Consider the following 25,381-nt stretch of genomic DNA (forward strand, 5'->3'; position numbering starts at 1 on the left):
ATCGCGCGTAGCGCGAGCGGGGTGGGGTGATCTCTCAACTCGGGCACCGCATCAATGGAGAGACCGTCACCCCACCTCGGTTTGCATTCCGCTTCGCTGCATGCCAACCGATCCTCCCCCTCCAGGGGAGGATGGGTGCCTTTGTCTGGGCTGCTATCCGGTCTAGTCTCTTCCGCAAGAAAAAACCGGTGAGGCCGCCGAAATGACCACCGCCATCAAACCGTTCCGCATCGCCATCAGCGACGACGTCCTGTCCGACCTCAAATCGCGCCTTGCCCGCACGCGCTGGCCGGAGGCGGAGCTGGTCGACGACTGGAGCCAGGGCGCGCCGCTGAAGTGGATCCAGCAGATCTGCGCCTACTGGGCGAACGGCTACGATTGGCGCGCGCGCGAGGCAAAACTCAATCGCTTCGATCAGTTCATCACCGAGATTGACGGGCAGGACATCCATTTCCTGCATGTGCGCTCGAAGGAGCCGGACGCGCTGCCGCTGATCATCACCCATGGCTGGCCGGGCTCGATCGTCGAATTCCAGAAGGTGATTTCACCGCTCACCGATCCTTGCGCCCATGGCGGCAAGCCCGCGGACGCGTTTCACGTGATCTGTCCGTCGCTGCCGGGTTTCGGCTTCTCGGCGAAGCCCAAGACGACGGGCTGGGGCGTTGACCGCATCGCCGCGACCTGGGCGAAGCTGATGGATCGGCTCGGCTATCCCAGGTACGGCGCACAAGGGGGCGACTGGGGCTCGGCGGTGACGACCTCGCTGGGTAGCCAGGACGCCGAGCACTGCGCCGGCATCCACATCACGCTCGCTTTCAACGCGGCGCCGAAAGTCGATGGTGAGCCGACGGCGGAAGAGAAACGCGCGCTGGCCGGCCTCAAGCATTATGTCGATCTCGACTCCGGCTATTCCAAGCAGCAATCGACCCGGCCGCAGACACTCGGCTATGGGCTGACGGATTCGCCGAGCGGGCAGGCGGCCTGGATCCTGGAAAAGTTCTGGGCCTGGACCGATTGCAATGGCCACCCCGAGAACATCTTCACCAAGGACGAGCTGCTCGACAACGTCATGCTCTATTGGACGACCGAGACGGCGACCTCGTCGGCGCGGCTTTATTGGGAAAGTTTCGGCAAACGCCGCACGACGCCGGCCGTGAAAGTGCCAACGGGTGTGGCCGTGTTCCCCAAGGAGATCATCACGCCGGTGCGGCGCTGGATGGAGCCGAGCTTCTCCAACATCACCCATTGGAGCGAGATGGAGAGAGGCGGGCACTTCGCCGCCTTCGAGCAGCCGGAGCTGTTCGTGCGCGATGTCAGGAAATTCTTTGCCACGGTGCGGTGAAACGCTCTCTCCGTCATGCCCGGGCTTGTCCCGGGCATCCACGCGCTTAAACTGGCTGCCAATCAAGAAGAACGTGGATGGCCGGGACATGCCCGGCCATGACGCCGCTGCCGGGAAACGACCATGCTGACCGAAGCCGGGACCTACGACGAGCTCTATCGCAACTTCCGCTGGAACATCCCTGCGCGCTTCAACATGGCGGAGGCCTGCTGCGACCGCCATGCCGACGGCACAGGTCGGCTCGCGCTTGTCTATGTCGACGAGAACGGTGCCACCACGCGGACCTCCTTCGACGAGGTCGCTGATGCGTCGCGCCGCTTTGCCAATGTGCTGAAAGCAGATGGGCTCGCACGCGGCGACCGCGTCGCGGTGTTCCTGTCGCAGTCGCTGGAATTGCCGATCGCGCATATGGCGGCGTTTCGTTCCGCCATGATCTCGATCCCGCTGTTCGCGCTGTTCGGCGAGGATGCGCTCGAGTTTCGCCTGTCGAATTCGCAGGCCAAGGCTGTTGTCACCGACGAAGGCGGTTGGGAGAAGCTGGCGAAAATTCGCGATCGGCTGCCGGATCTGAAGACGATCTATGTCGTCGGGGGGCGGGTGCCCGCAGGCACCAGATCATTCTGGGATGCGGTGAAGAGCGCATCGCCCGACTTCACGCGCGTCGACACGTCCGCCGACGATCCCGCGCTGATCATCTATACGTCAGGCACAACGGGCAATCCCAAGGGCGCGCTGCACGCGCATCGCGTCGTGCTCGGCCACCTCCCCAATGTCGAGATGTGCCACAACTTCCTTCCCAAACCCGGCGACCTGATGTGGACGCCGGCGGATTGGGCCTGGATCGGCGGCCTCATCAACGGCCTGCTCTCGTTCTGGTATCACGGCATTCCGCTGGTCGGCCATCGTGCGCGAAAATTCGAGCCGCAGGCGGCGATGCAGATGATGGCCGATCTCGGCGTCCGCAACGTCTTCCTGCCGCCGACGGCGCTCAAGCTGATGCGGCAGGCCGGGGTGAAGCACGCGGGCGTCAAGCTGCGCAGCATCTTCACCGGCGGTGAATCGCTCGGCGGCGAGCTGCTCGGCTGGGTGCGCGAGACGTTTGGTGTCGATGCGCACGAAGTGTTCGGCCAGACCGAATGCAATCTCGTGATCGGCAGCAACTCGAACCTGTTTCCGATCCGCCCCGGTTCGATGGGCAAGGCGACGCCGGGTTTCGACGTCCGGATCGTCAACGACAAGGGCGAGGAGCAGCCGCGCGGCCAGCGCGGCATCATCGGCGTGCGCCAGCCGTGCCCGGTGACCATGCTGGAATACTGGCGCAATCCGGAGGCGACGGCGAAGAAATATGCCGGCGAGTTTCTGCTCACCGGCGATCTCGGTGTCCAGGATGAAGACGGCTATTTCTGGTATGTCAGCCGCGAGGACGACGTCATCACCACCGCCGGCTACCGTGTCGGCCCGTCCGAGATCGAGCACACGCTGATGAAGCATCCGTCAGTGGCGATGGCGGCGGTGGTCGGCATTCCCGATCCGATCCGCACGGAATCGATCAAGGCCTGGATTGTGCTGCGCCCGGGTTTTGCCGCTGGTGACGCGCTCGCGCGCGAGATCCAGGAGTTCGTGAAGGTGCAGCTTGCAGCGCACGAATATCCGCGCTTCGTTGAGTTCGCCGAGACCTTGCCGATGACGGCGACAGGCAAGGTGCTGCGGCGCGAATTGCGGGCGAAGGGGTAAGCCGCAGTCTAACGCAAGGATGCCGACAGAGCAGACCGCAGCATCGCGGCAAGCTCCTGCCGCTTGAACGGTTTGGTCAGAATGCGGGCGTCGAGCCCGAGGGGTGTCTTGACCGGGGTCTGGCTGTAGCCGGAGGTGAAGAGCACCTTGAGGCCGGGCCGCAAGGCGATTGCCTGTGACGCGAGCTCCGGCCCGAACATGCCGCCGGGCATCACCACGTCGGTGAGCAACAGATCGATCTCCCCGGACTGGCGCAACACCTCCAGCGCTGCCGGCCCGTTCGACGTCGCGATGACGCGGTAGCCGAGCGTCCGCAATTCGCTCTCGACATAGGCCCGCACCATGTCGTCGTCCTCGACGACGAGGATGGTCTCGTTTCCGTCGGGCGCGACGATCGGTTCGGCGAGGGCCGGAGTCTCGTTCGGCGTTGCGGCGATCCGGGGGAAGAACAGCCTGACGACGCTGCCCTTGCCCGGTTCGGACTGTAGTTGCACGAGACCGCCGGACTGCTGCGCAAACCCATAAACCATGCTCAGGCCGAGCCCCGTGCCCTTGCCGACTTCCTTGGTGGTGAAGAACGGCTCGAACGCACGGCTTGCGACGTCCGCGGGCATGCCACAGCCGGTATCCGTCACGGCCACCATGACGTAGTCCCCGGGTCGCGGCTCGCCGTTGACGTCGAGATCGGATGGATCGAGCGAAATATTGCCGACCTCGACCTTCAGCCTGCCACCGTCAGGCATCGCGTCACGCGCGTTGAGCACGAGGTTGAGCAGGGCGGTTGTGAGCTGTCCCGGATCGACGCTGGTCAGCCACAAATCCGTTGCGAAGGCGAAGCTGCATTCGATGTGCCCGCCGAGCGAGCGGCGCAACAGTTGCTCCATGCCGACGATCTTCTCGGCGATGTCGATCTCGCGCGGCCGCAGCGGCTGTTTGCGTGCAAAGGCGAGCAAGCTGCGTGTCAGGTCGGAGCCGCGCTCGGCGGCGGTCGCAATGTCGCTGGCGATCCGGTGCAGCTCCTTGTTGTCCGCCAGCCTGTCGGCGAGATGCTCGGAGTTGCCGAGAATAATGGTCAGCAAATTGTTGAAATCGTGCGCCACGCCGCCGGTGAGCTGGCCCATCGCCTCCATCTTCTGGGACTGGCTGAGCTTGTGGCTGAGGTCGGCGATGGCGGCGCGCTGCTGCTCGAGCGACTCGGCGGTGCCGTTGAGCAGGGTCATCAATCCGCCGAGCTCACCGCGAGGATGTGGCGGCGGAATGCGTGCGCTGAGATCGCCGAGCCCGAGCCGCTTCGCCATCATGGCAAGCCGTCCGACCTGGCGTCCGACGCTGACGGTCGCAAGGATCCAGACTCCGCCGAGCAGCAGCAGCGAGGCCACCGCGAGGATTGCCATGTCTTCGTAGAGCCGCCGGTTGGCTGCCGCCACCAGTCCGTCCTTGGAGCGTCCGACCAGGATATAGAGGCCGGCCTTGCGGATCGACGGCGAGCGTGCGACGGCCCAGACCTGCGTGCGGCCCTCGCGATCGGTCACCTCGCGAGACGATTGGCGATCGGACGATACCGCAAAGCGGAACAGATCGGAGCCGGCGATTGACGCGCCGACGGGCTCACTCCAGCCACCCTTGTTGGGGGCGACGAGGATCGTTCCCTTGCTGTCGACGAACAGGATCTCCTTTTCGGCGAGCAAGCGCTTGTCGTGAAACTCCGCGAACTTGTTCAGGTTGAACGAGGCGAGCAGGACGAATTTAAGCGCGCCGGTGTCTGAGCGCACGGGATAGGCGATCTGCAGCACTGATATGCCGGTGAGCCGGCCGAACACGGGCTCCACGGCAACAGTACCCTGCGAGACCTTCGCCTGCTTGAAATAGGCACGATCGTTCAGATCGAGCGTGCGGTTGGTCCGGAGCGAGTCGCAGAACAGGCTGCCGTCGGGGTCGATGGTCAGAATGCCCGTGAACTGCGGATATTCCTCGCGCACGTCGGATAGAAACGCCGAGCATGCCGCCTTGTCGCGCGTGTCGACGTCGCGGGCACGTGCGAGGCCATAGTGAAGCTGCGCGGTGCCCTGAATCTTCTCGTCGAGATCGCTAGCGATGTCGTCAGCCGAAGCAGCCAGATTGGCCAGCGCCGCGTTGATCTCGCTGGTGCGGTTCTGCGCGAACCGCAAGCCAACGAGGCTCGCCGGCACCAGCATGGCCGCGATGACGAGGATCAGTAACCGGCTACGCAGGCTCATCGATCGGGCGGGTCCGTTCTTCGCGCGGTTTCGTCTGAAGGTACAATTTGCGGCACGATCGTCCACCCAGTCCATAGGTATCGGTGCGAAAAGCGCGTTCGTGGTCCAAGATTTCTCGGGCGCGTGCATTGCGGCGACGCCGCAATCATGCCCTTGATCGAGATCAAGTTGCCCGTGTGCGCAGCAGCGTTAGTATCGCGGCGTGAGCGCTACGAAAGATCGCGCTGGTGCACGGAGGAAGCTGATGTCGATCTCGGGCAAGATCGATCCGGTGGTGCGTCCCGTTGCGGTGACTGATATTGCCGAGGCTCTGGTGGAGGGCCTGCGCGATTTCCAGGCGCTCCCGCTTTATGGCCTCGCCTTCGGCGCATTATATGCGGCCGGTGGCATCACCATGATGCTCTGCCTCACTGCCTTCGGCATGATCTACCTCGTCTACCCGCTGGCTGCCGGTTTCGCGCTGATCGGACCGTTCGTCGCGATCGGGCTTTACGAAGTCAGTCGCCGCCGCGAGCGCGGCGAGCCGGTCTCGTTCGGCGCGATCTGGTCGGCAATACGAAACCGCGGCGAAATCGGCTGGATGGCGTTTGTCACGCTGTTCGTGTTCGTGATCTGGATGTATCAGGTGCGGCTGCTGATCGCGCTGCTGCTCGGCCTGCACGCCTCCTTTTCGAGCCTGCAGGAATTCATGACGGTGGTGCTGACCACCAACGAGGGATTGCTGTTCCTGGCGATCGGCAACGCGGTCGGCGCCGTGTTGTCGCTGATCCTGTTTTCACTGACTGTGGTGTCGTTTCCGCTGCTGCTCGACCGCGAGGTCGATTTCGTCACGGCCATGGTGACGAGTGTGCGCGCGGTGGTCAGGAGCCCGCTGCCGATGATCGGGTGGGCGGCGGTGATCGTGATGCTGCTGATTGTGTCGGCGCTGCCGTATTTCCTCGGCCTGGTGGTGACGCTGCCCGTGCTCGGGCATGCGACGTGGCACCTTTATCGGCGGCTGGTGGCGCCGGTGGCGTAAAAGAGGAACTGGACGCAACGGAAGCGGGCTGTTCGCCTGTTTCGTCCGACTTGATTGATCGATGGAGGCATTTGGCGCTTCAAAGCCCCGGCGGGCGAGAAAACGATAGCTAATTGCTGCGATTGCGCGCACGGTGCGCCAATGTCGGAAAGAAACAGTCGTCTCCGCGCACACGCGGCGCCACGACCCGACTTGGTTAGTGTGAAACATTGGGTGACGTGAAACAGCTGATTTCTCGCACCCGCGGAGCCTGCTCAGCACGCCTGATGTCTGAAAGACTCCACTGCAGTTCGATGCGAGATCGAACGCCAACCGAAAGCACCTGATGCAAACCCTCTCCCCACGGCACGTCAAGACAGATGAAGCGCTTCGCCTCGGCGTGGAGTCGGGCTGGTACGCGACCAAGGTCAGCGGGACCTTTGTCTCGGGCCCGCACGAGTCGGAAGGGGATTGCCGCCGCAAGATCGACGAGATTCAGCCGCCGCCGGTGAAGAAGAAGCGATGAGGGCGAAAATTCCGGCCGCTACGGCGTCTTGATCCCCATTGCCCGCAGCGCATCCAGCATCCGCTGCGGCGGGCCCATCTTGACCACCAGCGGCTTGCCGGTCTCGAGCAGGCTCTTGAGGCTGGACAGGATCGCGGGCCAGCCCGATCTGCCGCCGGCGAGAACATCATCGCTGAGCGGACGATCGTGGCCCTCGCTCATGGTGAGCCGGACTGCATCGCCGACCTGCTCGATATCGTAGGTGACGAGGGTCGGCCCGAGTTTCTCGATCAATTCGGGCCAGTCGACATTGAACGTCACCGCGAGCTTTCGCGGCGGATCGTAGGCGAGCACTTCGCCGCTGATATGCAGGGCGCCGTCCGGCGTGCGCACGGTGAAGGCGCCCCCGAGCCGCGGTTCGACCTCGACGGAGTTGCCGAGGAAATATTGCCGGCTGAACCCGGCCGAGGTCAGCGCCTCCCACACCTTCTCCGGCGTGGAAGCGATATAGATGGTGTAGACCGTGAGCGGAGTGAACTGATCCAGGTTCATCCTCAATTCCTTCGCGTCCTCGTCACGCCGCGTTCTGGCCTGCGCAACTCGGCGGCACGATCTCGATCACGTGCCCTGTCTCCAGCAGGCTTTTCAGGTTCGACAGCACCATCGGCCAGCCGCCTGAGATGTCGCGCAGGGTGTTGCCGTCCTCGCCGAGTTCGTCATGCGTCACGGTGAGCTTGACGACCTTGCCGTGCGGTTCGAGATCGAATGTGACGCGCGAGGTGCCTTCGCCCGCAGCTTCGGGCTTGTGATTGAGCCAGCTATAGGACAGGCGTCGCGGCGGATCTGCGGTGATGACGTGGCCATCCACGGTGCACCTTCCTTCGCTGACATTGGTGAAACGATAGGGCGAACCCGGCTTCCACGCGGAGGCGATGCGATGACCGAACCAGTAGCGCTCCGTGAAGTCGCCGTCGGTCAAGGCGTGCCACAGCTTTTCGGCCGATGTCTCGATGTAGGTCACGTAGACGTAGCTCGGTTTACTCATCTCGCTTCTCCAACTGGCGTTTCAAATCGCTGAGCGCGACGAGCTTGTCGCGCTCGAACTTCCTGATCCAGCGTTCGCCGATCTGATGGATCGGCACCGGGTTGAGATAGTGCAGCTTCTCGCGGCCATGCTTGATGGTCGCGACCAGATTGGCCTCCTCCAGGATGACCAGGTGCTTCGTCACGGCCTGGCGTGTCATGTCCAGGCCTTCGCAGAGTTCGTTCAGCGTCTGGCCGTTCCTGGCGTGAAGCCTGTCCAGCAGCGACCGTCGGGATGTATCGGCGAGCGCTTTGAAGACCTCATCCATGGGGGTGATAATAGGCAACCAAAAGGTTGCATGTCAAGCGTGGCGTCATTCCGGGGCGGCGCGCTACCGTCGAACCCGGAATCTCGAGATTCCGGACAACCGCTGCGCGGTTTCCGGAATGACGGGCCGCAAAATCGTGTTTTGGTCGGACGCGTGCCGCCGTGCTAGCATCGATGCTCAGCCAACGCAGATTGGTTCCGGGAGGACTTTGATGTTCCGTTGCGTCCTGACTGCTGCCGCCCTCGTCCTTTTCGCCGGCAGCCCTGTTGTTCACGCCCAGAAGCAGACCATCGGCGCGCCGCCCGAGGCGTCCAACATGAAGCTGGTCGGCACCAACGACCTCCAGGCGCGCAGCGCCTATCAGCCAACCATCCACCATCAGGGCGACCGCTGGATCGCCTATATCGGCCATCACGGCGGCACCGACAACGTGCCGGCGCCCGTCAATCCGATGACGGGCAATGCCGAGCCGAACGGAACCTCGATCGTCGACGTCACCGATCCCGCACATCCAAAATATCTGCGACACCTGCCGGGGCAGGAAGGCAAGTATGAATCCGGCGGCGCGCAGATGGTGCGGGTGTGCGACGGCAGGACCTTGCCGAAGGGCGATCCCAACGCGGTCTACATGCTGCGCACCTTCGGCAGCGAGGCGCATGAGATCTGGAACGTCGCCGATCCCGCCAACCCGGCGCTGATCACCCGCATCGGCGGCTTGAAGGACACGCACAAGAGCTGGTGGGAATGCGATACCGGCATTGCCTTTCTCGTTTCCGGCGCGCCGGACTGGCGCACGCGGCGCATGACGCAGATCTACGATCTCAGCGATCCCGCCCATCCGCAAAAGATCCGCGATTTCGGCCTGCCCGGCCAGGAGCCCGGCTCGACGGGTGCGGTGCCGACCGAACTGCACGGACCGATCTCGACCGGGCCGGCCGGCAACCGCGTCTATTTCGGCTACGGCACCAACAAGGGCGGCATCCTGCAGATCGTCGATCGCGAAAAACTGCTGACAGGAGCGAAGGAGCCGACGCCGGACAATCTGCGCTTTCCCGAGATATCGCGGCTGCCGATGTCCGCGTTCAACGGCGCGCACACCACCTTTCCGATGCTCGACATGCCCATCGCCGAATTCGCCGAGGACAAGGACGGCAAGACGCGCGACATCGTCATGATCGTCGACGAGGCGATCCTGAACGAATGCGGCGAGGCCAGGCAGATGGTGTGGTTCGCCGACGTCACCACCGAGACGCGGCCGATGATGATCTCCAGCTACACCGTGCCGGAGGCGAGCGGGCAGTTTTGCCAGCGCGGCGGCCGCTTCGGCTCGCACTCCTCGAACGAGAGCATGGCGCCGGTCTATTACAGGAAGATGGCCTTCATCGCCTTCTTCAATGCCGGCGTGCGCGCGCTCGACATCCGCGATCCCTATCGCCCGAAGGAAGTCGGCTATTTCATTCCGGCGATCACGAGCGCGACCGACAAGCGCTGCATTCCGGTCGAGGGCGGCGAGCGCTGCAAGGTCGCGATCCAGACCAACAATGTCGAGACCGACGAGCGCGGCTACATCTACATCGTCGATCGCGCCAACACCGGCCTGCACATTCTCGAGCTGACCGGAGCGGCGCGCGCCGCCGCCGGCCTGCCGAAGAACTGACGATGCGGCGCGCGGTCGCGATAGCGCTGGCGGCGGTCGCGCTCGGCGCGTCGGCTGTCGGCGCGTATCGGCTCGTGCCGTCGCCGGCGGCAAGCCCGGCGCATTGGCGCGAGATCGCCTGGCCGTTTCCGCGCGACGGCTGGCCCGCCGGCCGCGCGTTTCGCTGCGAGGGCGGTGCCTGCGATGGCGCCGAGCTTTATGTCCGCGCCAAGCGCGGCTTCTGCAATTGCGACAGCGGCGTTGCCGATGACGACGAGGTGGATCGTGTCGCCGACATCGATCTGATCGCCCCGCGCTTTGCGGCGATGGCGCCGGGCGAGGCGGTCGCGCTTGGTAGGATGCGCGGTCGTGCCCGACGTTATGATCTCGCCAGATCTGGCGGTGTGAGCCAGGGAGCGATCGGCATCGCCATCTCGCGCCGCTGCGACCTCTTCGTTGCCGCGGCGCAAGGGACCGGCGATGCCAGCGCGATGCAGCATGCGGCGCTCGCCTTCCTGGACACGCAAGAGATGAAAACCTGGGCGACCGCAGCGCTGGACGGATACTGAGTGCCATGCATTAATGCCGGCAAATCCCCCCAGCTCGAGTCCGCCCCATGATATCCATGCAAGCCTATTTCGCCTTTGTCGCTGCCTGCATTGCGCTTGCGCTGTTGCCGGGGCCGATCGTCACCCTCGTCATCGCCAACGGCCTGCGCCACGGCACACGCGCGGCGCTGACCAACATTCTCGGCGTGCAGATCGGGCTGTTGATCGTGATCGGCATCCTGGCGGTCGGGCTCACCACGCTGATGGCGACGATGGGCTATTGGTTCAACTGGGTGCGCTTTGCCGGCGCGGCCTATCTGGTCTGGCTCGGCATCAAGCTGATCCGCTCGCCGGTCGAAGGCGTCTCCGCCGATGCGCCGCCGCCGCCCCCGCGCGGAGGCTTTCTTTTGCAGGGCTTTGTCGTCGCGTTGTCGAACCCGAAGCTCCTGGTGTTCTTCGGCGCGTTCATTCCGCAATTCATGGACATGAGCAAGGATCATTTGTCGCAGGTTCTGGTGCTCGGGATCACCTTCATGGTGCTGGCCGGTTTGACCGATGGAATCTACGCGCTGCTTGCCGGTCAGGTCCGCGGCTTCTTCTCGGCACGCCGCACCCGCCTGGTGTCGCGCGTCTCTGGCAGCTTCATGATCGGCGGCGGCATCTGGCTGGCGCTGATCCGGGCCAAATGAGCGCTCACGCCGGTTGAACCTTTGCCGGCGGCAATGCGTCCAAGGGAGCATTGCCGCCGACGAAGGATTTTTCCGTGCCGAAATTGCCCCTGCTGGTCTACGCGATGCTGCTTGCGCCGCTGGCGCTGATCCTGGTCGCCGCTATCGTCAAGACCTGGCAGGCGCGCGAGGCGCGGAGCTGGCCTCAGGTATCGGGCAAGGTCGTCACCTCGGTTGCCGAAGTCCGCGAGGTCAGGGTGCTCGACGACGAGCGCGAGGACGGCTATCGGATGGAGAGCCGCAACTTCGCCAACGTCACCTACGAATATTCCGTCAGCGGCCGGAAACTGCGCTGCAACCGCATTTCGATCGGCGAAGACCTCGGCAATTTCCAGGTTGCCGAAAAGCTCGCGAAGTATCCCGCCGGCAGCATCGTCACGGTCTATTACAATCCGCGTCATCCCGATCAGGCCGTGCTGGAGCGCGATCTGCCCAAGGGCCTGTGGGGCTGTCTCGGCATCGGCTCGGCCATCGTGGTTGCCATCATCGTCGGCTCGGCGTTTGGCCTCAACCAGAGCTATCTGTATCTCGCCCAGCATGTCGGAAGGCCCGATCTTGCCGGTCTCGTCGTCGCCTTCGGTGCCTTCGGTCTCGTCATCGCGCTGATGGCATTGGCCGTGCAGCGGCAGGCCGCGCTGGCGACGCGCTGGCCGGTGGTGCCCGGCACCATCAAGCTGTCGGAGATGGAGGAATATCACCGGGCGAGCGACACGGGCGCGGCGCGCGGCGCCGAGATGTTCGGCAAGCGCGTGACCTACACCTATAGCTACCAGAACGTCCGCTACACCAATGAATGCGCGCGGGTTGCGGCCGGCACGCCGCAGGCCTCCAGCAAGATGCTGGCGAAGCTGATGTCGCGCTATCAGGACGGCGCGACCGTGGAGGTTCGCGTCAATCCCGACAATCCTGCCGAGGCCACGCTCGATGCCCGGGGCGACGGCCGCATCGCCTATGTGCTGTGGGGCATCGCCGCGATCTTCGCCGCGCTCGCGCTGTTCGTCGCGACGCGGGGCGGCTAGCCGGGCAACAGCTGTGGTTTCAACTCCGTTTCGATCTGCGCAAAGATCCGTGCCAGCCGCTCCGCCCATTGCTGCTGGCCGGCTTGATCCGCGATCAGATCCTGGCGGATCTCGATGCCGGTGTTGAGGAGGCCGCGCGCCTCGCCGTGCACGGGAATGGTGTAGTCGCTGAGATCGCTTACCGCGTAAGGCTCGTTGTCGCCGACCGCGAGATCGCCTTCGGCGCGCAGATGTTTCAGCAGCAGTGGCGGCAGCACCTTGTCGCGATGGTAGAGCGCGCCGATGTGCCAGGGCCGCGCGACGCCGGCATAGACCGGCGTAAAGCTGTGCAGCGACACCAGCACGGTCGGCCGTTTGGCGTGGATCCGGCTGTCGATCACCGCGTCGATGCGGCGGTGATAGGGCTCGAAGATCTCGCGCCGTCGCGCCGCACGCTCGCCATCCGAGATGCCCTCGTTGCGCGGCACCGCCGTTGCTTCGGACATCACGGGGATCGAGCTTGCGACGTCAGGCGAGCGATTGCAGTCGATCACGAGGCGCGAATAGCGCTGCGCGATCAGGTGCGCGTTAAGCATGTTTGCAAGGCGCTCGGCGACACCGGCGATGCCGATATCCCAGGCGATGTGCCGCGTCAGCTCGTCTTCCGACACGCCGAGATCGCCGAGGATGCGCGGCAGGACGCGGCCGTAATGGTCCGCTGTGAGCAGGAAGGGCGATGTCCCCTCCGCATTCAGCTCATGCACTGGTGGAATATCGCCTTCGTCAAGGAGTTGATCCGCCGCCTCGACTGTGTTGAAAGCCATCCTGATTGCCTATCGAAAAAGCAGTCGCCCCCTGACATTGGGCAAGCAACCGACAACAATGGGCCTGCCCAACATCACCATGATCTCCCCACGATGCCGCTGCTGACGATTCACCACAAGACCGAATATCGCTACATCAGGCCGGTGGCGTTCGGCGAACACAGATTCATGCTGCGTCCCAGCGACAGCCATGATCTGCGCGTGCTCGATTCCAGGCTCGAGATCTCGCCGGAGCCCAGTTCGCTGCGCTGGATCCACGACGTGTTCGGCAATTCGGTCGCGATCGTCGATTTCGACGCGCGCGCGGACCGTCTGGTCTTCGACTGGCATGTCACGGTCGAGCACAATCCCGTGGACGAGTTCGCGCTGACGCCCGACGATCCCGCCTACTTCTATCCTTTCGCCTATGACGATGCGGAATTGCCCGATCTCGTCCAGTACCTCACGCCGCAATATCCCGATCCCGACGGCAGGATCGCGGAATGGGTGCACGGCTTTTTCGATGCGGACACCCCGTCGCCGAGTTTCCTGCTGCTCAGCCGCATCACGCACGCCATTCGCGAGGAATTCAGCTACCGCAGGCGTCTCGAGCCCGGCACGCAGACCCCGTTCGATACCTTGCGATTCCGCACCGGCACGTGCCGCGACTACGCGCTGTTCATGATCGAGGCGCTGCGCCGGCTCGGCATCGCCGCGCGGTTCGTCTCCGGCTACATCTTCGTGCCCGAGGACATCGCGCGGCATCATGCCGGCGGCGGCGCGACCCATGCCTGGGTGCAGGTCTACTTGCCGAGCGCGGGCTGGATCGCGTTCGATCCGACCAACGGCATCGTCGGCACCCGCGATCTCATCCGCGTCGCCGTCGCGCGCGACCCGCGTCAGGCGATCCCGCTGCACGGGATCTATCTCGGGACCCAGGACGCCTTCGACGTCATGGACGTGAGCGTCAGGGTGGAGGAGGCTCGCGGCGAGCAGCTGGAAGCGGAGGTTTTGTAAAGTCTCTCTGCCGTCGTCCCGGCGAAGGCCGGGACCCATAACCCCAGGGAGAAGTTTGGCGAAGACTCGGAGGTCGGGACTCCTTCCATCCGTATCGATGGATTCCGCGGTATGGGTCCCGGCCTTCGCCGGGACGACTGCGAATATATTGCCCTGTCACTGCACGTCATTCGCATCTATAGAGCCCCCATGACCTCCGATCGTCTCTTCGTCTATGGCACGCTGATGCGCGGCTTCGACCATCCGATGGCGCGGCTGCTGGCGCAGCATGCCGATTTTGTCGGCGAAGCGACCTGCCGCGGCCGGCTCGTGCTGGTGAAGCATTACCCGGGATTGCTGCTGTCGGGCGCGTCGTCCGATGTCGTGCACGGCGAGCTCTTTCGCCTGCGCGCCGGCGATGAGCTCCTGCGCGAGCTCGACATGTACGAAGCCTGCGGCGAAGGCTTTCCCGAGCCGACCGAATATCTGCGCCAGCTGGTCGACGTCACAGGCGCGGACGGCGCGACCGCGCCGGCCTGGACCTATGTCTATAACTGGCCGGTGGCGGGCCTGCCGCACATCGAGTCCGGCCGCTTTCTCGAGCATTAAGCCTGATCCGGAAAAGTGCGCAGCGGTTTTCCGACAAGATCATGCTCAAACAGAAACTTAAAGCGCGATTTCATCGCGCTTTAAGCCGACAGCACCTCCTTCACCACGCGCACGTCGACCTCGCGCTCGACATAGCTCCACTCCTCGGTGCGCCTGAGCATCCCGACCAGCTCCTCGAACAGCGAGACGTGCGCCGGCGCGTATTCGAACCAGGTCAGGAAGTCGAACGGCTCGCCGAGGTCGCGGCAGTGATAGAGCTGGCGCGCGATCGCGGGCAGGAAGCGCATGCTGCTCGCGATGTGGTGCGACTTGTCTTCAAAGATCCTGCGCCGCTCTTCCTGCGTCAGCTCCCACCACGCGGCTGATTTGCGGATCGGGATCAGCGCCGCGCAGGTTGCTTCAAACCGGCCGAGGCCGGCCTGCACGCCCATGAGCCGCTGCTTCTCGGGCCGCTCGGTGTAGCGCAAGTGGCTGGGCACGCCGACCAGGCGCCAGGCATTGCGCGAGGGCACCAGAGGCAACGCGACGGCGTCGCCGTCGATCACCGACAGCGCCGGCATGAAGGGCAGGGGTTCGCCCACCACGGGCGCAATCGAGGTGACACGCCAGCCCCCGCTCTGGCCGCCCCGAAAGGTCCTGAACATGGCCTATCGAAGCGTGGAACCGGGCGGGGTTCAAGGCTTTCCCGTCACGCGCGGAGCTGCCCGACCCGTCATCCTGAGGTGCACGCCTTGCAAAGCAAGGCGGGCCTCGAAGGATGAATCGGTCCGGATGCAGCTGGGCCGTCGCCCTTCGAGGGCCGCTGAAGAAGCGGCCACCTCAGGGTGACGGTGAAAGGGCGCGCCCCGGAATGACGGAACGGCCTGTGAACAGCGCGGATAAGCCCGACAAACCTGACTTCTGTCCGCCGCGTCCCTATATCCCTGATCCCTTCGCCCGACTCACACGGTTTCGCGCTACATCATGGCCATGCGCTTCACGCCCCAATTCCTCGACGAGATCAGGGCCCGGCTTTCGGTGTCCGAAGTCGTGGGCAAGCGCGTCAAGCTGAAGAAGGCGGGGCGCGAGTGGAAGGGGCTGTCGCCGTTCCAGCAGGAGAAGACGCCGTCCTTCTACGTCAACGACCAGAAGGGTTTTTATCACGACTTCTCCTCCGGCAAGCACGGCGACATCATCAGCTTCGTGATGGAGACCGACGGCCTGCCGTTTGCCGAGGCCGTCGAGCGGCTCGCCGGCATGGCGGGCCTGGCGCTGCCGGCGGTGACGCCGGATGCGGCGCGGCACGAGCAGCGCCGCCGCACGCTGCATGACGTCATGGAGCTGGCGGCCAAGTTCTTCGCCGAGACGCTGGCCTCGCGGGTCGGCGCCAAGGCGCGCGGCTATCTCGCCGACCGCGCGATTTCGCCGGCGACGCAATTGCAGTTTCGGCTGGGCTATGCGCCGCCCGAGCGCTTCGCGCTGAAGGAGCATCTCGGCAAGCTCGGTGTCTCCGTCGAGGACATGATCGAGACCGGGCTGCTGGTGGCCGGCGACGATATTCCCGTGCCCTATGATCGCTTCCGCGATCGGGTGATGTTTCCGATCACGGATCTGCGCGGCCGCGTCATCGCCTTCGGCGGACGCGCCCTGGAGAAGGACGTTCCGGCCAAATATCTGAACTCGCCGGAGACGCCGCTGTTTCACAAGGGCGACAATCTCTACAATCACCAGACCGCGCGCAAAGCCACCCATGACGGCGCATCGCTGGTCGTGGTCGAGGGCTATGTCGACGTCATCGCCATGGTCACGGCAGGATTTCCCGGCGCGGTCGCGCCGCTCGGCACGGCGCTGACCGAAAACCAGCTCGCGCTGCTCTGGAAGATGGCGGACGAGCCGATCCTCTGCTTCGACGGCGACCGCGCCGGACAGAAGGCGGCTTATCGTGCTGCGGACCTCGCCTTGCCATTCCTGGCGCCGGGCAAGAGTCTTCGTTTCGCCCTGCTGCCGGAAGGGCAGGACCCCGACGATCTCGCGCGCTCCGGCGGGCGCGGCGCGATCGAGGAGGTGATCGCGGCGGCGCGTCCGCTCGCCGACATGCTGTGGTCGCGCGAGCTCGAAGGCGGCAATTTTGCCACCCCCGAGCGCCGCGCGGCGCTGGAAGCGCGCATCAAGGAGCTCGCGGGCGGCATCCGCGACGAGGTGGTGCGGCGCTATTATCGCAACGAGTTCGTCGAGCGGCTCCAGCGCACCTTTGCGCCCGATGGCGGGCGCGGCGGCTTTGCAGGCCGCGGCAATTTCCGCCAAGGGGGCGGCGGCCGCCCATTCCAGCCGCGCGGCGGGCAGGCGAATCGATTCGGCGGGCAAGGATTCGGACAAGGCTATGGGGGAGGCCGCCGCGGCGGCCCGCCGGGACCGACCCTTATTCCCTCCGGCCCCTACCAGGCGGCCAGCCCCCAGCTGGCGGCGAGCCCGATCATGCGCGGGCAAAGAAGCGCCATCTCCCGCCGCGAGGCCCTGATCCTGCAGAGCCTGATCAACCACCCCTGGCTGCTGCATGACCACCTCGAGGAGGTCGCCGCCCTGGAGTTCGCCCACCCCGAGGCCCACAAGCTTCGGGCCGCCATCATCGCCGCTTTCGCCAACGACCATCACCACTCGCCGGACCCCGGCGAGCTCGCCGACAAGATGCGCTCCGACATCGAAAAGGGCGGATTTTCCCAGCTTCTTCAAAGAGTTGAAGCTGGCATCACGAATGCGGCGGTGTGGGGCGCCCGCGAGGGCGCGGCGCGGGATGACGTTCTGGCCACCTGGCACCAGCTCGTTACCTTGCATCGGCAATGGCATTCACTACTTAGAGAGCTGAAGGACGCCGAGCTGGCCTTGGGGGAGGATCCCAGCGAGGCCAATTTGGCGTGGCTGCGTGACGTCAAGGCCAGGCTGGCCGAGGTCGACGGTACCGAGGCCCTGATCGAGGGTTTTGGCGAGCTGTCGGGCCGGTTCCAGAAGAGCGTGTGATGAAAGAATCATGCGGACGGCCGCGCCAGGTACCGCTAAAAGACTCGCCAAATCCATGATTTGGCGGCAAAAACAGGGTTAATCGAGGCTTAACGGTCTTGTAGCACTTTGGCCCCCGCGGCCGCAGGCAGAACAGACGCGTCAGGAATGAATCCGCGCACCAGCTGTTGGCACTCCACCTGCATCCGCCGCGACAAAGAGGCTCACGAAGCGTTAGGCAAATCCGGCGAGAGAAAGGTCGGGGTGGCGAGAGCTATGCGCCGCCCTTTCCGTGTCGAGATCTGACGAAGCGAGAGCGTCGAGCAACAGGTTCAGGTGATTTCACGCGGGCGCGCGCACGTCTGCATGGAACGCGTTTAGGAGCAATGGATGGCCACCAAGGCAAAGACGCTGCAGGCGAAGGACAAGGAAAAGGACGACAAGGCAGCGGACGCTCCGGAGAAGGATTCCCAGGACGCGCCCTCGCCGTTGCTCGATCTGTCCGACGCGGCAGTGAAGAAGATGATCAAGCAGGCCAAGAAGCGCGGCTTCGTGACCTTCGATCAGCTCAATGAAGTCCTGCCATCCGACCAGACCTCGCCCGAGCAGATCGAGGACATCATGTCCATGCTCTCGGACATGGGCATCAACGTCACCGAAGCCGACGATAGCGAGGCCGAGGAAGACAAGGACGAGGGCGGCGAGGACGAGACCGACAACGAGCTCGTCGAGGTCACGCAGAAGGCCGTCACCGAAGTCAAGAAGAGCGAGCCGGGCGAGCGCACCGACGATCCCGTGCGCATGTATCTGCGCGAGATGGGGACGGTCGAGCTGCTTTCCCGCGAAGGCGAAATCGCCATCGCCAAGCGCATCGAGGCCGGCCGCGAGGCGATGATCGCGGGCCTGTGCGAAAGCCCGCTGACCTTCCAGGCCATCATCATCTGGCGCGACGAACTCAACGAAGGAAAGATCTTCCTTCGCGACATCATCGATCTCGAAGCCACCTATGCCGGCCCCGAGGCCAAGGCCGGCATGAACACGGCGATGATCGCAGGTCCAGGCGGCGAGAACGGCGAAGCTGCGCCCGACGCCGGCGTGGCCGCTGTGGTGGGCGCACCGGCGCATGTGGCCCCGCCCGCGGCGCCGCCGGCGCCGACCCCGTTCCGTGCCGCGCCTGCCGGCGGCAATGTCGGCGAGGCCGAGAAGGATCCCGCGGAATCGGCTGCCGAAGCCGACATGGACGAGGACGACGAGTTCGAGAACCAGATGTCGCTCGCGGCCATCGAGGCCGAGCTCAAGCCGAAGGTCGTCGAGATCTTCGACAAGATCGCCGAGAGCTACAAGAAGCTGCGCAAGCTTCAGGAGCAGGACATCCAGAACCAGCTCGAGAGCACCTCGCATGGTCCCTCGCTGTCGCCGCACCAGGAGCGCAAGTACCGCAAGCTCAAGGACGAGATCATCGTCGAGGTGAAGTCGCTGCGCCTCAACCAGGCCCGTATCGATTCGCTGGTCGAGCAGCTCTACGACATCAACAAGCGCCTCGTCTCGCATGAAGGCCGCCTGATGCGTCTCGCCGACAGCCACGGCGTCGCCCGCGAGGACTTCCTGCGCAACTATCAGGGCTCGGAGCTCGATCCGCGCTGGCTCAACCGCGTCTCGAAGCTCGCCGCCAAGGGCTGGAAGAACTTCGTCCATCACGAGAAGGACCGCATCAAGGATCTCCGTCACGAGGTGCATCAGCTCGCGGCGCTCACCGGCCTCGAGATCGTCGAGTTCCGCAAGATCGTGCACTCCGTGCAGAAGGGCGAGCGCGAAGCCCGCCAGGCCAAGAAGGAGATGGTGGAAGCCAACCTCCGTCTCGTGATCTCGATCGCCAAGAAGTACACCAACCGCGGCCTGCAATTCCTCGACCTGATCCAGGAAGGCAATATCGGCCTGATGAAGGCCGTCGATAAGTTCGAATACCGCCGCGGCTACAAGTTCTCGACCTACGCGACGTGGTGGATCCGGCAGGCGATCACCCGGTCGATCGCCGACCAGGCCCGCACCATCCGCATCCCCGTGCACATGATCGAGACGATCAACAAGATCGTGCGCACGAGCCGCCAGATGCTCAACGAGATCGGCCGCGAGCCCACGCCCGAGGAATTGGCCGAAAAGCTCGGCATGCCGCTGGAGAAAGTGCGAAAAGTCCTCAAGATCGCCAAGGAGCCGCTGTCGCTCGAAACGCCCGTCGGTGACGAAGAGGATTCACATCTCGGCGATTTCATCGAGGACAAGAACGCGATCCTGCCCATCGACGCCGCGATCCAGTCGAACCTGCGCGAGACCACCACGCGCGTGCTCGCCTCGCTCACCCCGCGCGAAGAGCGCGTGCTGCGCATGCGCTTCGGCATCGGCATGAACACGGATCATACGCTGGAAGAAGTCGGCCAGCAGTTCTCGGTGACGCGCGAGCGTATTCGTCAGATCGAGGCGAAGGCGTTGCGGAAGCTGAAGCATCCGTCGCGGTCGCGGAAGCTGCGGAGCTTCTTGGATAATTGATCCGGATCGCCAGACGGCGGGTTTATCTCGTGCATTCATGAAAGGCGGGCGGAAGCCCGCCTTTTTGCTTGCCTTGTTGCCAAGGCGTTATGTTCATGTTATGTTCTAATTTGGTATAAGCATCTTTTGATTGTATGGCAATGCTCCGGCACTCATTGATTGGGAGGGGCTCAACTGCATGCCACAGGCGAAATTTTTCGACGAGCGGAGCGACCAGTCCGAGGTGAAAGCCCGCATCGTCCAGAAGTATTTCTACGTATGGGCAAGGGTAATCATCCCGTCCGCCAAGCTCAGGGAAAAGAAAATCGCTTATATTGATCTTTATGCAGGTCCGGGCCGCTACAAAGATGGCGCCGCATCGACTCCTCTAATGATTTTGGAGCAGGCAATCAAGGAACCCGATTTACGGGACATGCTTGTTACGCTGTTTAATGATGCGAACAAAGACAACACGAATGCGCTCGAAAGCGAAATCGGTAAACTCGTCGGTATTGAGACGTTGAAGTATAAGCCGCAGGTTAGTTGCGGCGAGATAGATGAAGATGCTGCGAAGTACTTTAGCGAAACGAACTTGATCCCGTCGTTCTCGTTTGTTGATCCATTTGGCTACAAAGGATTGTCACTCAAAATCGTAAACGGGGTCATCAAGGATTGGGGATGTGATTGCGTCTTCTTCTTCAACTATAACCGGATCAACGCAGGCATTTCTAATCCTGCCGTGAAATCTCATATGGACGCCCTTTTTGGAGAAGAGCGCGCCGAAATGCTAAGGAAGGTGCTCCCAGAGAAAAGTCCGGCAAAGCGGGAAGAACTTGTTCTCGAAGAGTTGGCCCAGGCGATCAAAGCAATGGGTGGTAAATTTGTCCTTCCCTTTCGTTTCAAGAATGAAAAAGGGACAAGGACTTCACATAGCCTGATTTTCGTATCCAAGCACTTCAAAGGGTACGAGATCATGAAGGACATTATGTCGAAGGAAAGCTCTGTAGATGATCAAGGAGTGCCGTCCTTCACGTATTCGCCTGCTGATGCGTCAACGCCGTTGCTGTTTTCGCTCGCTCGGCCGCTCGACAGCCTGAAAGAAGATATTCCGAAGGCCTTCGCTGGGCAATCGCTCACCATGCAGCAAATTTACGAGCGGCACAGTATCGACACGCCATTTATCAAGAAGAACTACAAAGATGTTCTGCTCGCATTGGAAGTTGAGGGCAAAATATCAGCAGAGCCTGCAAAGCGAAAAAAGGGTACGTTCGCTGATCATGTCGTAGTCAAGTTTCCCTGAAAGAAAATCGAATGGCCACCAACTCTGCAATCGAATGGACAGAGGCAACTTGGAATCCCGTTGGAGGGTGCACTGTTATCTCTCCTGGGTGCACCAATTGCTACGCTATGAGATTGGCACATCGTCTGGAAAAGATGGGTCAAAAGAAATACGCCGGTACAACGCGTGTAAGTGGTGGCCGAGCGAAGTGGAACGGTCGGATAGTGTTGGATCGAAACGCGCTTGATCTTCCTCGAAAGTGGAAGGCAGGAAAGACCATCTTCGTGAATTCAATGTCTGATCTCTTTCACGAAGGAGTGCCTCTTGATTTCATTCAGGAGGTTTTCAAGACCATGGTCACAACCCCTCAGCACACGTACCAAGTTCTAACCAAGCGAGCCGAACGGGCCGAAGCACTGTCCGCCGCACTTCAATGGCCAAATAATGTTTGGCTTGGGGTTAGCGTTGAAAGCGAAGAGTACTTGTGGCGGATTGATTGTCTCAGGCGGACTAGTGCGGCAATTAAGTTCCTAAGCTTGGAGCCTCTCCTCGGGCCGCTAAATAATTTGAATTTAACTGGGATCGATTGGGCAATAGCTGGGGGCGAAAGCGGCCCTGGGGCACGACTAATGAATCCTGACTGGGTTCGATCAATCAGAGATCAGTGTGGCGCAGCCAACGTGGCTTTTCATTTTAAGCAGTGGGGTGGCGTGAATAAAAAGCGCGCCGGTAGAGTCTTGGACGGAAGGACGTGGGACGAATTTCCTAGGATCAGCTCTATGCAGCGTCTCCATTTCGAAGCTCGCAGTTAGTGCGCTTTGGAGCAGACGATCTCCGCTTCCGGTCGCTATGATTGAATCAGCGCTCCGTCTCACCGTCTACTACAACACCCGCTGCCCCGTCTGTGACGCCGGCATCGACTGGCAGCGCAACAAGTTGCTGGCGCTGGTGCGTGCAGGCACGGTGGAGTTCAAGGACATCAACGAACAGCCCGATGCGCTGGCGCGGTTTGGCGCCTCGCTCGACGACATCAGGCGCCGCCTGCATGCGACAGACGAGGCCGGCCGGCTCATCGTCGGTGCTGACGTCGCGATCGCGCTGTGGAGGCTGACGCCCGGGCAGGGGTGGCTTGCGGTGCTATCAGGCAATCGCGTGGTGCTGCCGTTCACGCGGTTCGTCTACGACCGTTTTGCCGATCTGCTGTTTGCCTGGAACAAATGGTGCGGGCGCTGGTGAGCGAGCGCAGCCCGTAGGATGGGTTGAGCCCTTGCGAAACCCATCATCCTGTCGTCGTCGGCGGACGAGTTGATGGGTTTCGCTCTCCGCTCAACCCCGCCACCGCCATCTGCGGGGCGTGACCGGCATCACGGTTATGGCGAGCCGGCAGGTGCATAAGACATCCCCATTGGAGTGGCGATGGGCCGCTCATTTCGGGAGAAAATCCATGCGTGCAAAATCCTTACGTACCATATCCTTTCGTACAGTCCTGGCGTTGGTCGTTGTCGCTGGTTCGATGACCCTCTTCAACATGCCGCGCGCCAGCGCCACGGTCTTATCGCAAGCCCTATGCGCCGTGAGCGCCGAGCAGACCTACGCGGACGCAAAGGGCGGCAGTCGCGCGGCAGCATACAGTGCGCTTCAGTACGAGCTTGCTCGTTGCCGCCGCCTCACCGACACCAAAAATTGAGGGCGGGTTTCACGTTCCTGCGTCCTCGCCAAAAAGTCCGCCGGCGCGAACCGGCGGGCTTTTTGCTTTGACACGGGCGATGCGGCCTCGTTTGGGGCAGGCGCTGGCTGAACAGGTACCGAGCGCGCACGCCCTGGTCCCATCAAATGAGCGGCTTCGCTCACCCTGAATACTGGCATCGCCAGCCCATAGAGGCCGGCGCCAATCCGCTACTTCTTCTTCGCCCCCACCCGCTCGATCTCCTTGATCTCCATCGGAGGGCGGCCGCTCTTTTCGGCGATCTCGCGGTCCTGCTCCATGATGAAGCTGCGCGCGGGGTCGTCGCCGTCGAGGCCGCCGAGCAGCTCGGCGGGTACGCGCCGGTTGGAGCGCTGGGAGCCGTCTTCGTAGACGACGTTGAAAAAGGCGAATTCGCCTTTCGGGTTGGTTCCGGGTTTCTTGGCCATGGCGGGCTTGTCGTCGATCAGGGCGCCGCAGTCAAATGACTTCGGCTGAAATCGACATCCTTCGCGGCCGGAACACCGGCCGAACTGCTGGATTGTGCGTGTTTTCGAACCGCGGCGGCTTGGCGGCAGCGGCATGGCTGTAGCGGCCTGGCGCCTGCGAGCGGCCCATCACCTCGATAAACGGCGGGCCGATAAAGCCCGCCGTCTATTTTTGGTCTTCAGCGTCGCCCGGGGCTGGCAGGGCAACAACTTGAGATAGAAGATTATAGCTTGCGCTCTGCGATGGCAAGATATTTCCGCGTGGTGTTGATGTCGCAGCCCGCGCACCGGATATGCAGTGAACACCGGCGCAGGTTCCCACGCGGTCTCGAAGCAGATGCTTCGATTGCCGAAATACTCCGTTCAAGTTCCGCGCCTCCTCGTCCGCCGCCTTGCATGCACGAGGTGTCGCGCGCAGGGCAGATCATCGTCGCCTGTGCACGGCACAGGTCACGGTAGTGTCTCAGTTTGAATTTTCGACCGCTTCGCGCTTCTTGTAGGGACCGCGAATAGCCGGGACCGGATTGGCGGCATCAATCAGCGCAACCACGTCCGTCATCTTCAACACCCTGTCCAGCAGCCTCAGGGCGGCCTTGGCGAATTTGACGTTCTTTTGCTTGGCGTAGCTGAATGACCAAATCTCATCGCACTGTACAGCCTTGGCGGTTGCGCCGCGCACCGTCTTGTCGTGGAAGGCCGCGCACGCCAGCCCGGCATCAATGAGCAGCTTGGATACCGTGTTGATCGATACGCCAGTCACCCGCGAGACCGAGCGCATGGACGATCCCTCGCAGAGCATCTGGAGGATTTGAACGCGGGTTTGCAGGGGCAGCTTGTTCATGCCCCCTGAACTTTTATGCTTAGCGTCAAGATAAAAGTTCATGTTATTTTACCGCCCGCAATTCCCTCTCAGCCGGGCGGATTTCAGGGCCTGCCAAATTCCAAATCAGGCCCTCTAACTCGTCTACGGGCAGATGGAGACTATTGGCGATATCGTTCTTAGTGGTGCGCTCACTCCAGAGCGCAGTAAGCACCTTGCGCCAGATTGCTGAGGTTTCGCGGGCAATGCCATGCGGCTCTCCGTCTCGATAGCCCCACTTCCCAAGATCCATGATAATTGATTTGTAGCGCCATGGAGAAAGCACGCCTATCGCGTGCAAGCGATATGCAAGGGCCATTGCTGAAACTCGCCAGCGGAATTTTGCCGCCATGATCGCTTGGGTCGAGATAGGCCGGCGAATTTGTGAGCGCACATCATTGGCGGGCATAAGAAATGCTGAGGCAAAACCGTTTGCCTCTCTCTCGGCGGCCCTAGTTTCTTTTGGGTCGCCATGCTTGTGCATGACAAGGTGCCCTAACTCGTGCGCGGAATCAAAGATGCTGCTTTCTGCAGTTTTGAAGTTATTCAGGAAGATGTAGGGCTTGCCGTCACGCCAAAAAGAAAAAGCATTTACCGACGCGGTATTCTCGGCAAGCGAAAAAATGCGCACACCTTTCGTTTCTAAGAGCGCAAGCATGTTAGGTATTGGACGCTCTCCCAAACCCCAGTATTGCCTGAGCGCCGCAGCCGCTGCCTCCGGGTCGGTCTCGTAGCTCAAGTCAATTAGACTTGGCGCTGGAAGCTGGAACCGTTCTTCTACCCAAGCGCTCAACTGCAAACCTAGCGCTCCTGCCGAAATGGCAGCATCGCGCTCTTTCGCGCTCATTTTGGTAAAGCTGCGGAAACTGACGGCGCCGGTGTCAATCTCTTCCGGATCAGCCTGCAGAAAAAATTCGCGCGGGAATCCTAACGCAGTCACTAGTTTATCAAGCGTTGCGTCGTCGGGAATATTAGCGCCCTTCTCCAGCCGAGTGATGGTCAAGTCGGCCAGACTGGTCTTTTCCGCAAGCGCCTTCGCCGTCAGCCTCCTGCGCATTCGCGCAAGGCTGAGCCTTTTAGGATTGAACAT

The 25,381-nt window shown here is 62.5% G+C and carries 24 protein-coding genes and 1 pseudogene; 16 read left to right on the forward strand and 9 right to left on the reverse strand.

Going from position 1 to position 25,381, the window contains the following annotated elements; genetic code table 11:
* Positions 1-202 precede the first annotated feature (202 nt).
* Together JQ621_RS19135 and JQ621_RS19140 are read left to right on the forward strand one after the other, a co-directional pair.
* Positions 203-1,342 carry an epoxide hydrolase family protein gene (locus tag JQ621_RS19135; protein ID WP_212236213.1) on the forward strand — a complete coding sequence of 380 codons (1,140 nt, stop codon included), beginning with the start codon at positions 203-205 and terminating at the stop codon, positions 1,340-1,342.
* A gap of 123 nt (positions 1,343-1,465) precedes the next feature.
* Complete coding sequence (locus JQ621_RS19140) at positions 1,466-3,076, forward strand: acyl-CoA synthetase (RefSeq protein ID WP_212236214.1); 1,611 nt, start codon at positions 1,466-1,468, stop codon at positions 3,074-3,076.
* Between the two features lie 8 nt (positions 3,077-3,084).
* On the opposite strand, the gene JQ621_RS19145 is transcribed toward JQ621_RS19140, so the two are convergent.
* The gene (locus JQ621_RS19145; RefSeq protein WP_212236215.1) at positions 3,085-5,313 is read right to left on the reverse strand and encodes an ATP-binding protein; all 2,229 of its coding nucleotides are present in this window, start codon (positions 5,311-5,313) and stop codon (positions 3,085-3,087) included.
* A 244-nt stretch (positions 5,314-5,557) separates the two neighbouring features.
* Here JQ621_RS19145 and JQ621_RS19150 point away from each other — a divergent pair, with 244 nt between their 5' ends.
* Together JQ621_RS19150 and JQ621_RS19155 are read left to right on the forward strand one after the other, a co-directional pair.
* The gene (locus tag JQ621_RS19150) at positions 5,558-6,331 is read left to right on the forward strand and encodes a DUF2189 domain-containing protein (RefSeq protein WP_212236216.1); all 774 of its coding nucleotides are present in this window, start codon (positions 5,558-5,560) and stop codon (positions 6,329-6,331) included.
* A 325-nt stretch (positions 6,332-6,656) separates the two neighbouring features.
* Positions 6,657-6,836, forward strand: coding sequence for a hypothetical protein (locus JQ621_RS19155; RefSeq protein ID WP_212236217.1), 180 nt, complete (start codon positions 6,657-6,659; stop codon positions 6,834-6,836).
* A gap of 18 nt (positions 6,837-6,854) precedes the next feature.
* Here the strand turns inward: JQ621_RS19155 and JQ621_RS19160 are convergent, their stop codons facing one another.
* The 3 genes from JQ621_RS19160 to JQ621_RS19170 are packed head-to-tail and all read right to left on the reverse strand — an operon-like array spanning position 6,855 to position 8,167.
* On the reverse strand, positions 6,855-7,367 hold the full coding sequence (locus tag JQ621_RS19160; RefSeq protein WP_212236218.1) for an SRPBCC family protein: 513 nt from the start codon (positions 7,365-7,367) through the stop codon (positions 6,855-6,857).
* Between the two features lie 22 nt (positions 7,368-7,389).
* The gene (locus JQ621_RS19165; protein ID WP_212236219.1) at positions 7,390-7,860 is read right to left on the reverse strand and encodes an SRPBCC family protein; all 471 of its coding nucleotides are present in this window, start codon (positions 7,858-7,860) and stop codon (positions 7,390-7,392) included.
* Positions 7,853-8,167, reverse strand: coding sequence for an ArsR/SmtB family transcription factor (locus JQ621_RS19170; protein ID WP_212236220.1), 315 nt, complete (start codon positions 8,165-8,167; stop codon positions 7,853-7,855). Before JQ621_RS19170 ends, JQ621_RS19165 begins: the two co-directional genes overlap by 8 nt.
* A 211-nt stretch (positions 8,168-8,378) precedes the next feature.
* On the opposite strand from JQ621_RS19170, the gene JQ621_RS19175 reads away from it, so the two are divergent.
* The 4 genes from JQ621_RS19175 (at position 8,379) to JQ621_RS19190 (ending at position 12,098) form a co-directional block, all read left to right on the forward strand.
* A complete protein-coding gene (locus JQ621_RS19175; RefSeq protein ID WP_212236221.1) occupies positions 8,379-9,824 on the forward strand; it encodes an LVIVD repeat-containing protein in 1,446 nt (481 codons plus the stop codon).
* A gap of 2 nt (positions 9,825-9,826) precedes the next feature.
* Positions 9,827-10,372: a hypothetical protein gene (locus JQ621_RS19180; protein WP_212236222.1), complete on the forward strand. Its 546-nt coding sequence runs from the start codon at positions 9,827-9,829 to the stop codon at positions 10,370-10,372.
* Positions 10,373-10,419: 47 nt separating this feature from the next.
* On the forward strand, positions 10,420-11,040 hold the full coding sequence (locus JQ621_RS19185; RefSeq protein ID WP_212236223.1) for a LysE family translocator: 621 nt from the start codon (positions 10,420-10,422) through the stop codon (positions 11,038-11,040).
* 74 nt (positions 11,041-11,114) lie between these two features.
* Positions 11,115-12,098, forward strand: coding sequence for a DUF3592 domain-containing protein (locus tag JQ621_RS19190; RefSeq protein ID WP_212236224.1), 984 nt, complete (start codon positions 11,115-11,117; stop codon positions 12,096-12,098).
* Here the strand turns inward: JQ621_RS19190 and JQ621_RS19195 are convergent.
* Entirely contained in the window at positions 12,095-12,901 is an 807-nt protein-coding gene (locus JQ621_RS19195; protein WP_212236225.1) for an N-formylglutamate amidohydrolase, read from the reverse strand. The two genes, JQ621_RS19190 and JQ621_RS19195, sit on opposite strands and share 4 nt — an antisense overlap.
* A 93-nt stretch (positions 12,902-12,994) precedes the next feature.
* Between JQ621_RS19195 and JQ621_RS19200 the strand changes: the two genes are divergently transcribed.
* Positions 12,995-13,897 (forward strand): transglutaminase family protein, encoded by a 903-nt coding sequence (locus JQ621_RS19200; protein WP_212236226.1) that lies wholly within the window; start codon positions 12,995-12,997, stop codon positions 13,895-13,897.
* 189 nt (positions 13,898-14,086) lie between these two features.
* On the forward strand, positions 14,087-14,485 hold the full coding sequence (locus JQ621_RS19205) for a gamma-glutamylcyclotransferase family protein (protein WP_212236227.1): 399 nt from the start codon (positions 14,087-14,089) through the stop codon (positions 14,483-14,485).
* A gap of 80 nt (positions 14,486-14,565) precedes the next feature.
* On the opposite strand, the gene JQ621_RS19210 is transcribed toward JQ621_RS19205, so the two are convergent.
* Complete coding sequence (locus tag JQ621_RS19210) at positions 14,566-15,129, reverse strand: chlorite dismutase family protein (protein ID WP_212236228.1); 564 nt, start codon at positions 15,127-15,129, stop codon at positions 14,566-14,568.
* 325 nt (positions 15,130-15,454) lie between these two features.
* Here JQ621_RS19210 and dnaG point away from each other — a divergent pair, with 325 nt between their 5' ends.
* The 6 genes from dnaG to JQ621_RS19240 all read left to right on the forward strand — a co-directional run bounded on the left by dnaG (position 15,455) and on the right by JQ621_RS19240 (position 22,947).
* Positions 15,455-17,479, forward strand: coding sequence for a DNA primase (dnaG, locus tag JQ621_RS19215; RefSeq protein WP_212236330.1), 2,025 nt, complete (start codon positions 15,455-15,457; stop codon positions 17,477-17,479).
* Positions 17,480-17,848: 369 nt separating this feature from the next.
* Positions 17,849-20,002, forward strand: coding sequence for an RNA polymerase sigma factor RpoD (gene rpoD, locus JQ621_RS19220; protein WP_212236229.1), 2,154 nt, complete (start codon positions 17,849-17,851; stop codon positions 20,000-20,002).
* Between the two features lie 178 nt (positions 20,003-20,180).
* Complete coding sequence (locus JQ621_RS19225; RefSeq protein ID WP_212236230.1) at positions 20,181-21,281, forward strand: three-Cys-motif partner protein TcmP; 1,101 nt, start codon at positions 20,181-20,183, stop codon at positions 21,279-21,281.
* 11 nt (positions 21,282-21,292) lie between these two features.
* Positions 21,293-22,072 (forward strand): DUF5131 family protein, encoded by a 780-nt coding sequence (locus JQ621_RS19230; protein ID WP_212236231.1) that lies wholly within the window; start codon positions 21,293-21,295, stop codon positions 22,070-22,072.
* A gap of 37 nt (positions 22,073-22,109) precedes the next feature.
* Entirely contained in the window at positions 22,110-22,496 is a 387-nt protein-coding gene (locus JQ621_RS19235; protein WP_212236232.1) for a thiol-disulfide oxidoreductase DCC family protein, read from the forward strand.
* Between the two features lie 208 nt (positions 22,497-22,704).
* The gene (locus tag JQ621_RS19240; protein WP_212236233.1) at positions 22,705-22,947 is read left to right on the forward strand and encodes a hypothetical protein; all 243 of its coding nucleotides are present in this window, start codon (positions 22,705-22,707) and stop codon (positions 22,945-22,947) included.
* Between the two features lie 209 nt (positions 22,948-23,156).
* Here the strand turns inward: JQ621_RS19240 and JQ621_RS19245 are convergent, their stop codons facing one another.
* The 3 genes and pseudogenes from JQ621_RS19245 to JQ621_RS19255 all read right to left on the reverse strand — a co-directional run bounded on the left by JQ621_RS19245 (position 23,157) and on the right by JQ621_RS19255 (position 25,381).
* Positions 23,157-23,393 carry a hypothetical protein gene (locus JQ621_RS19245; protein ID WP_212236331.1) on the reverse strand — a complete coding sequence of 79 codons (237 nt, stop codon included), beginning with the start codon at positions 23,391-23,393 and terminating at the stop codon, positions 23,157-23,159.
* 625 nt (positions 23,394-24,018) lie between these two features.
* Positions 24,019-24,273: pseudogene (locus JQ621_RS36130) on the reverse strand (IS1 family transposase); the annotation flags it as partial.
* Positions 24,274-24,316: 43 nt separating this feature from the next.
* Complete coding sequence (locus tag JQ621_RS19255) at positions 24,317-25,381, reverse strand: helix-turn-helix domain-containing protein (protein WP_212236234.1); 1,065 nt, start codon at positions 25,379-25,381, stop codon at positions 24,317-24,319.

Source organism: Bradyrhizobium manausense (assembly GCF_018129685.1).
In the GTDB taxonomy this organism is placed as follows: domain Bacteria; phylum Pseudomonadota; class Alphaproteobacteria; order Rhizobiales; family Xanthobacteraceae; genus Bradyrhizobium; species Bradyrhizobium manausense_D.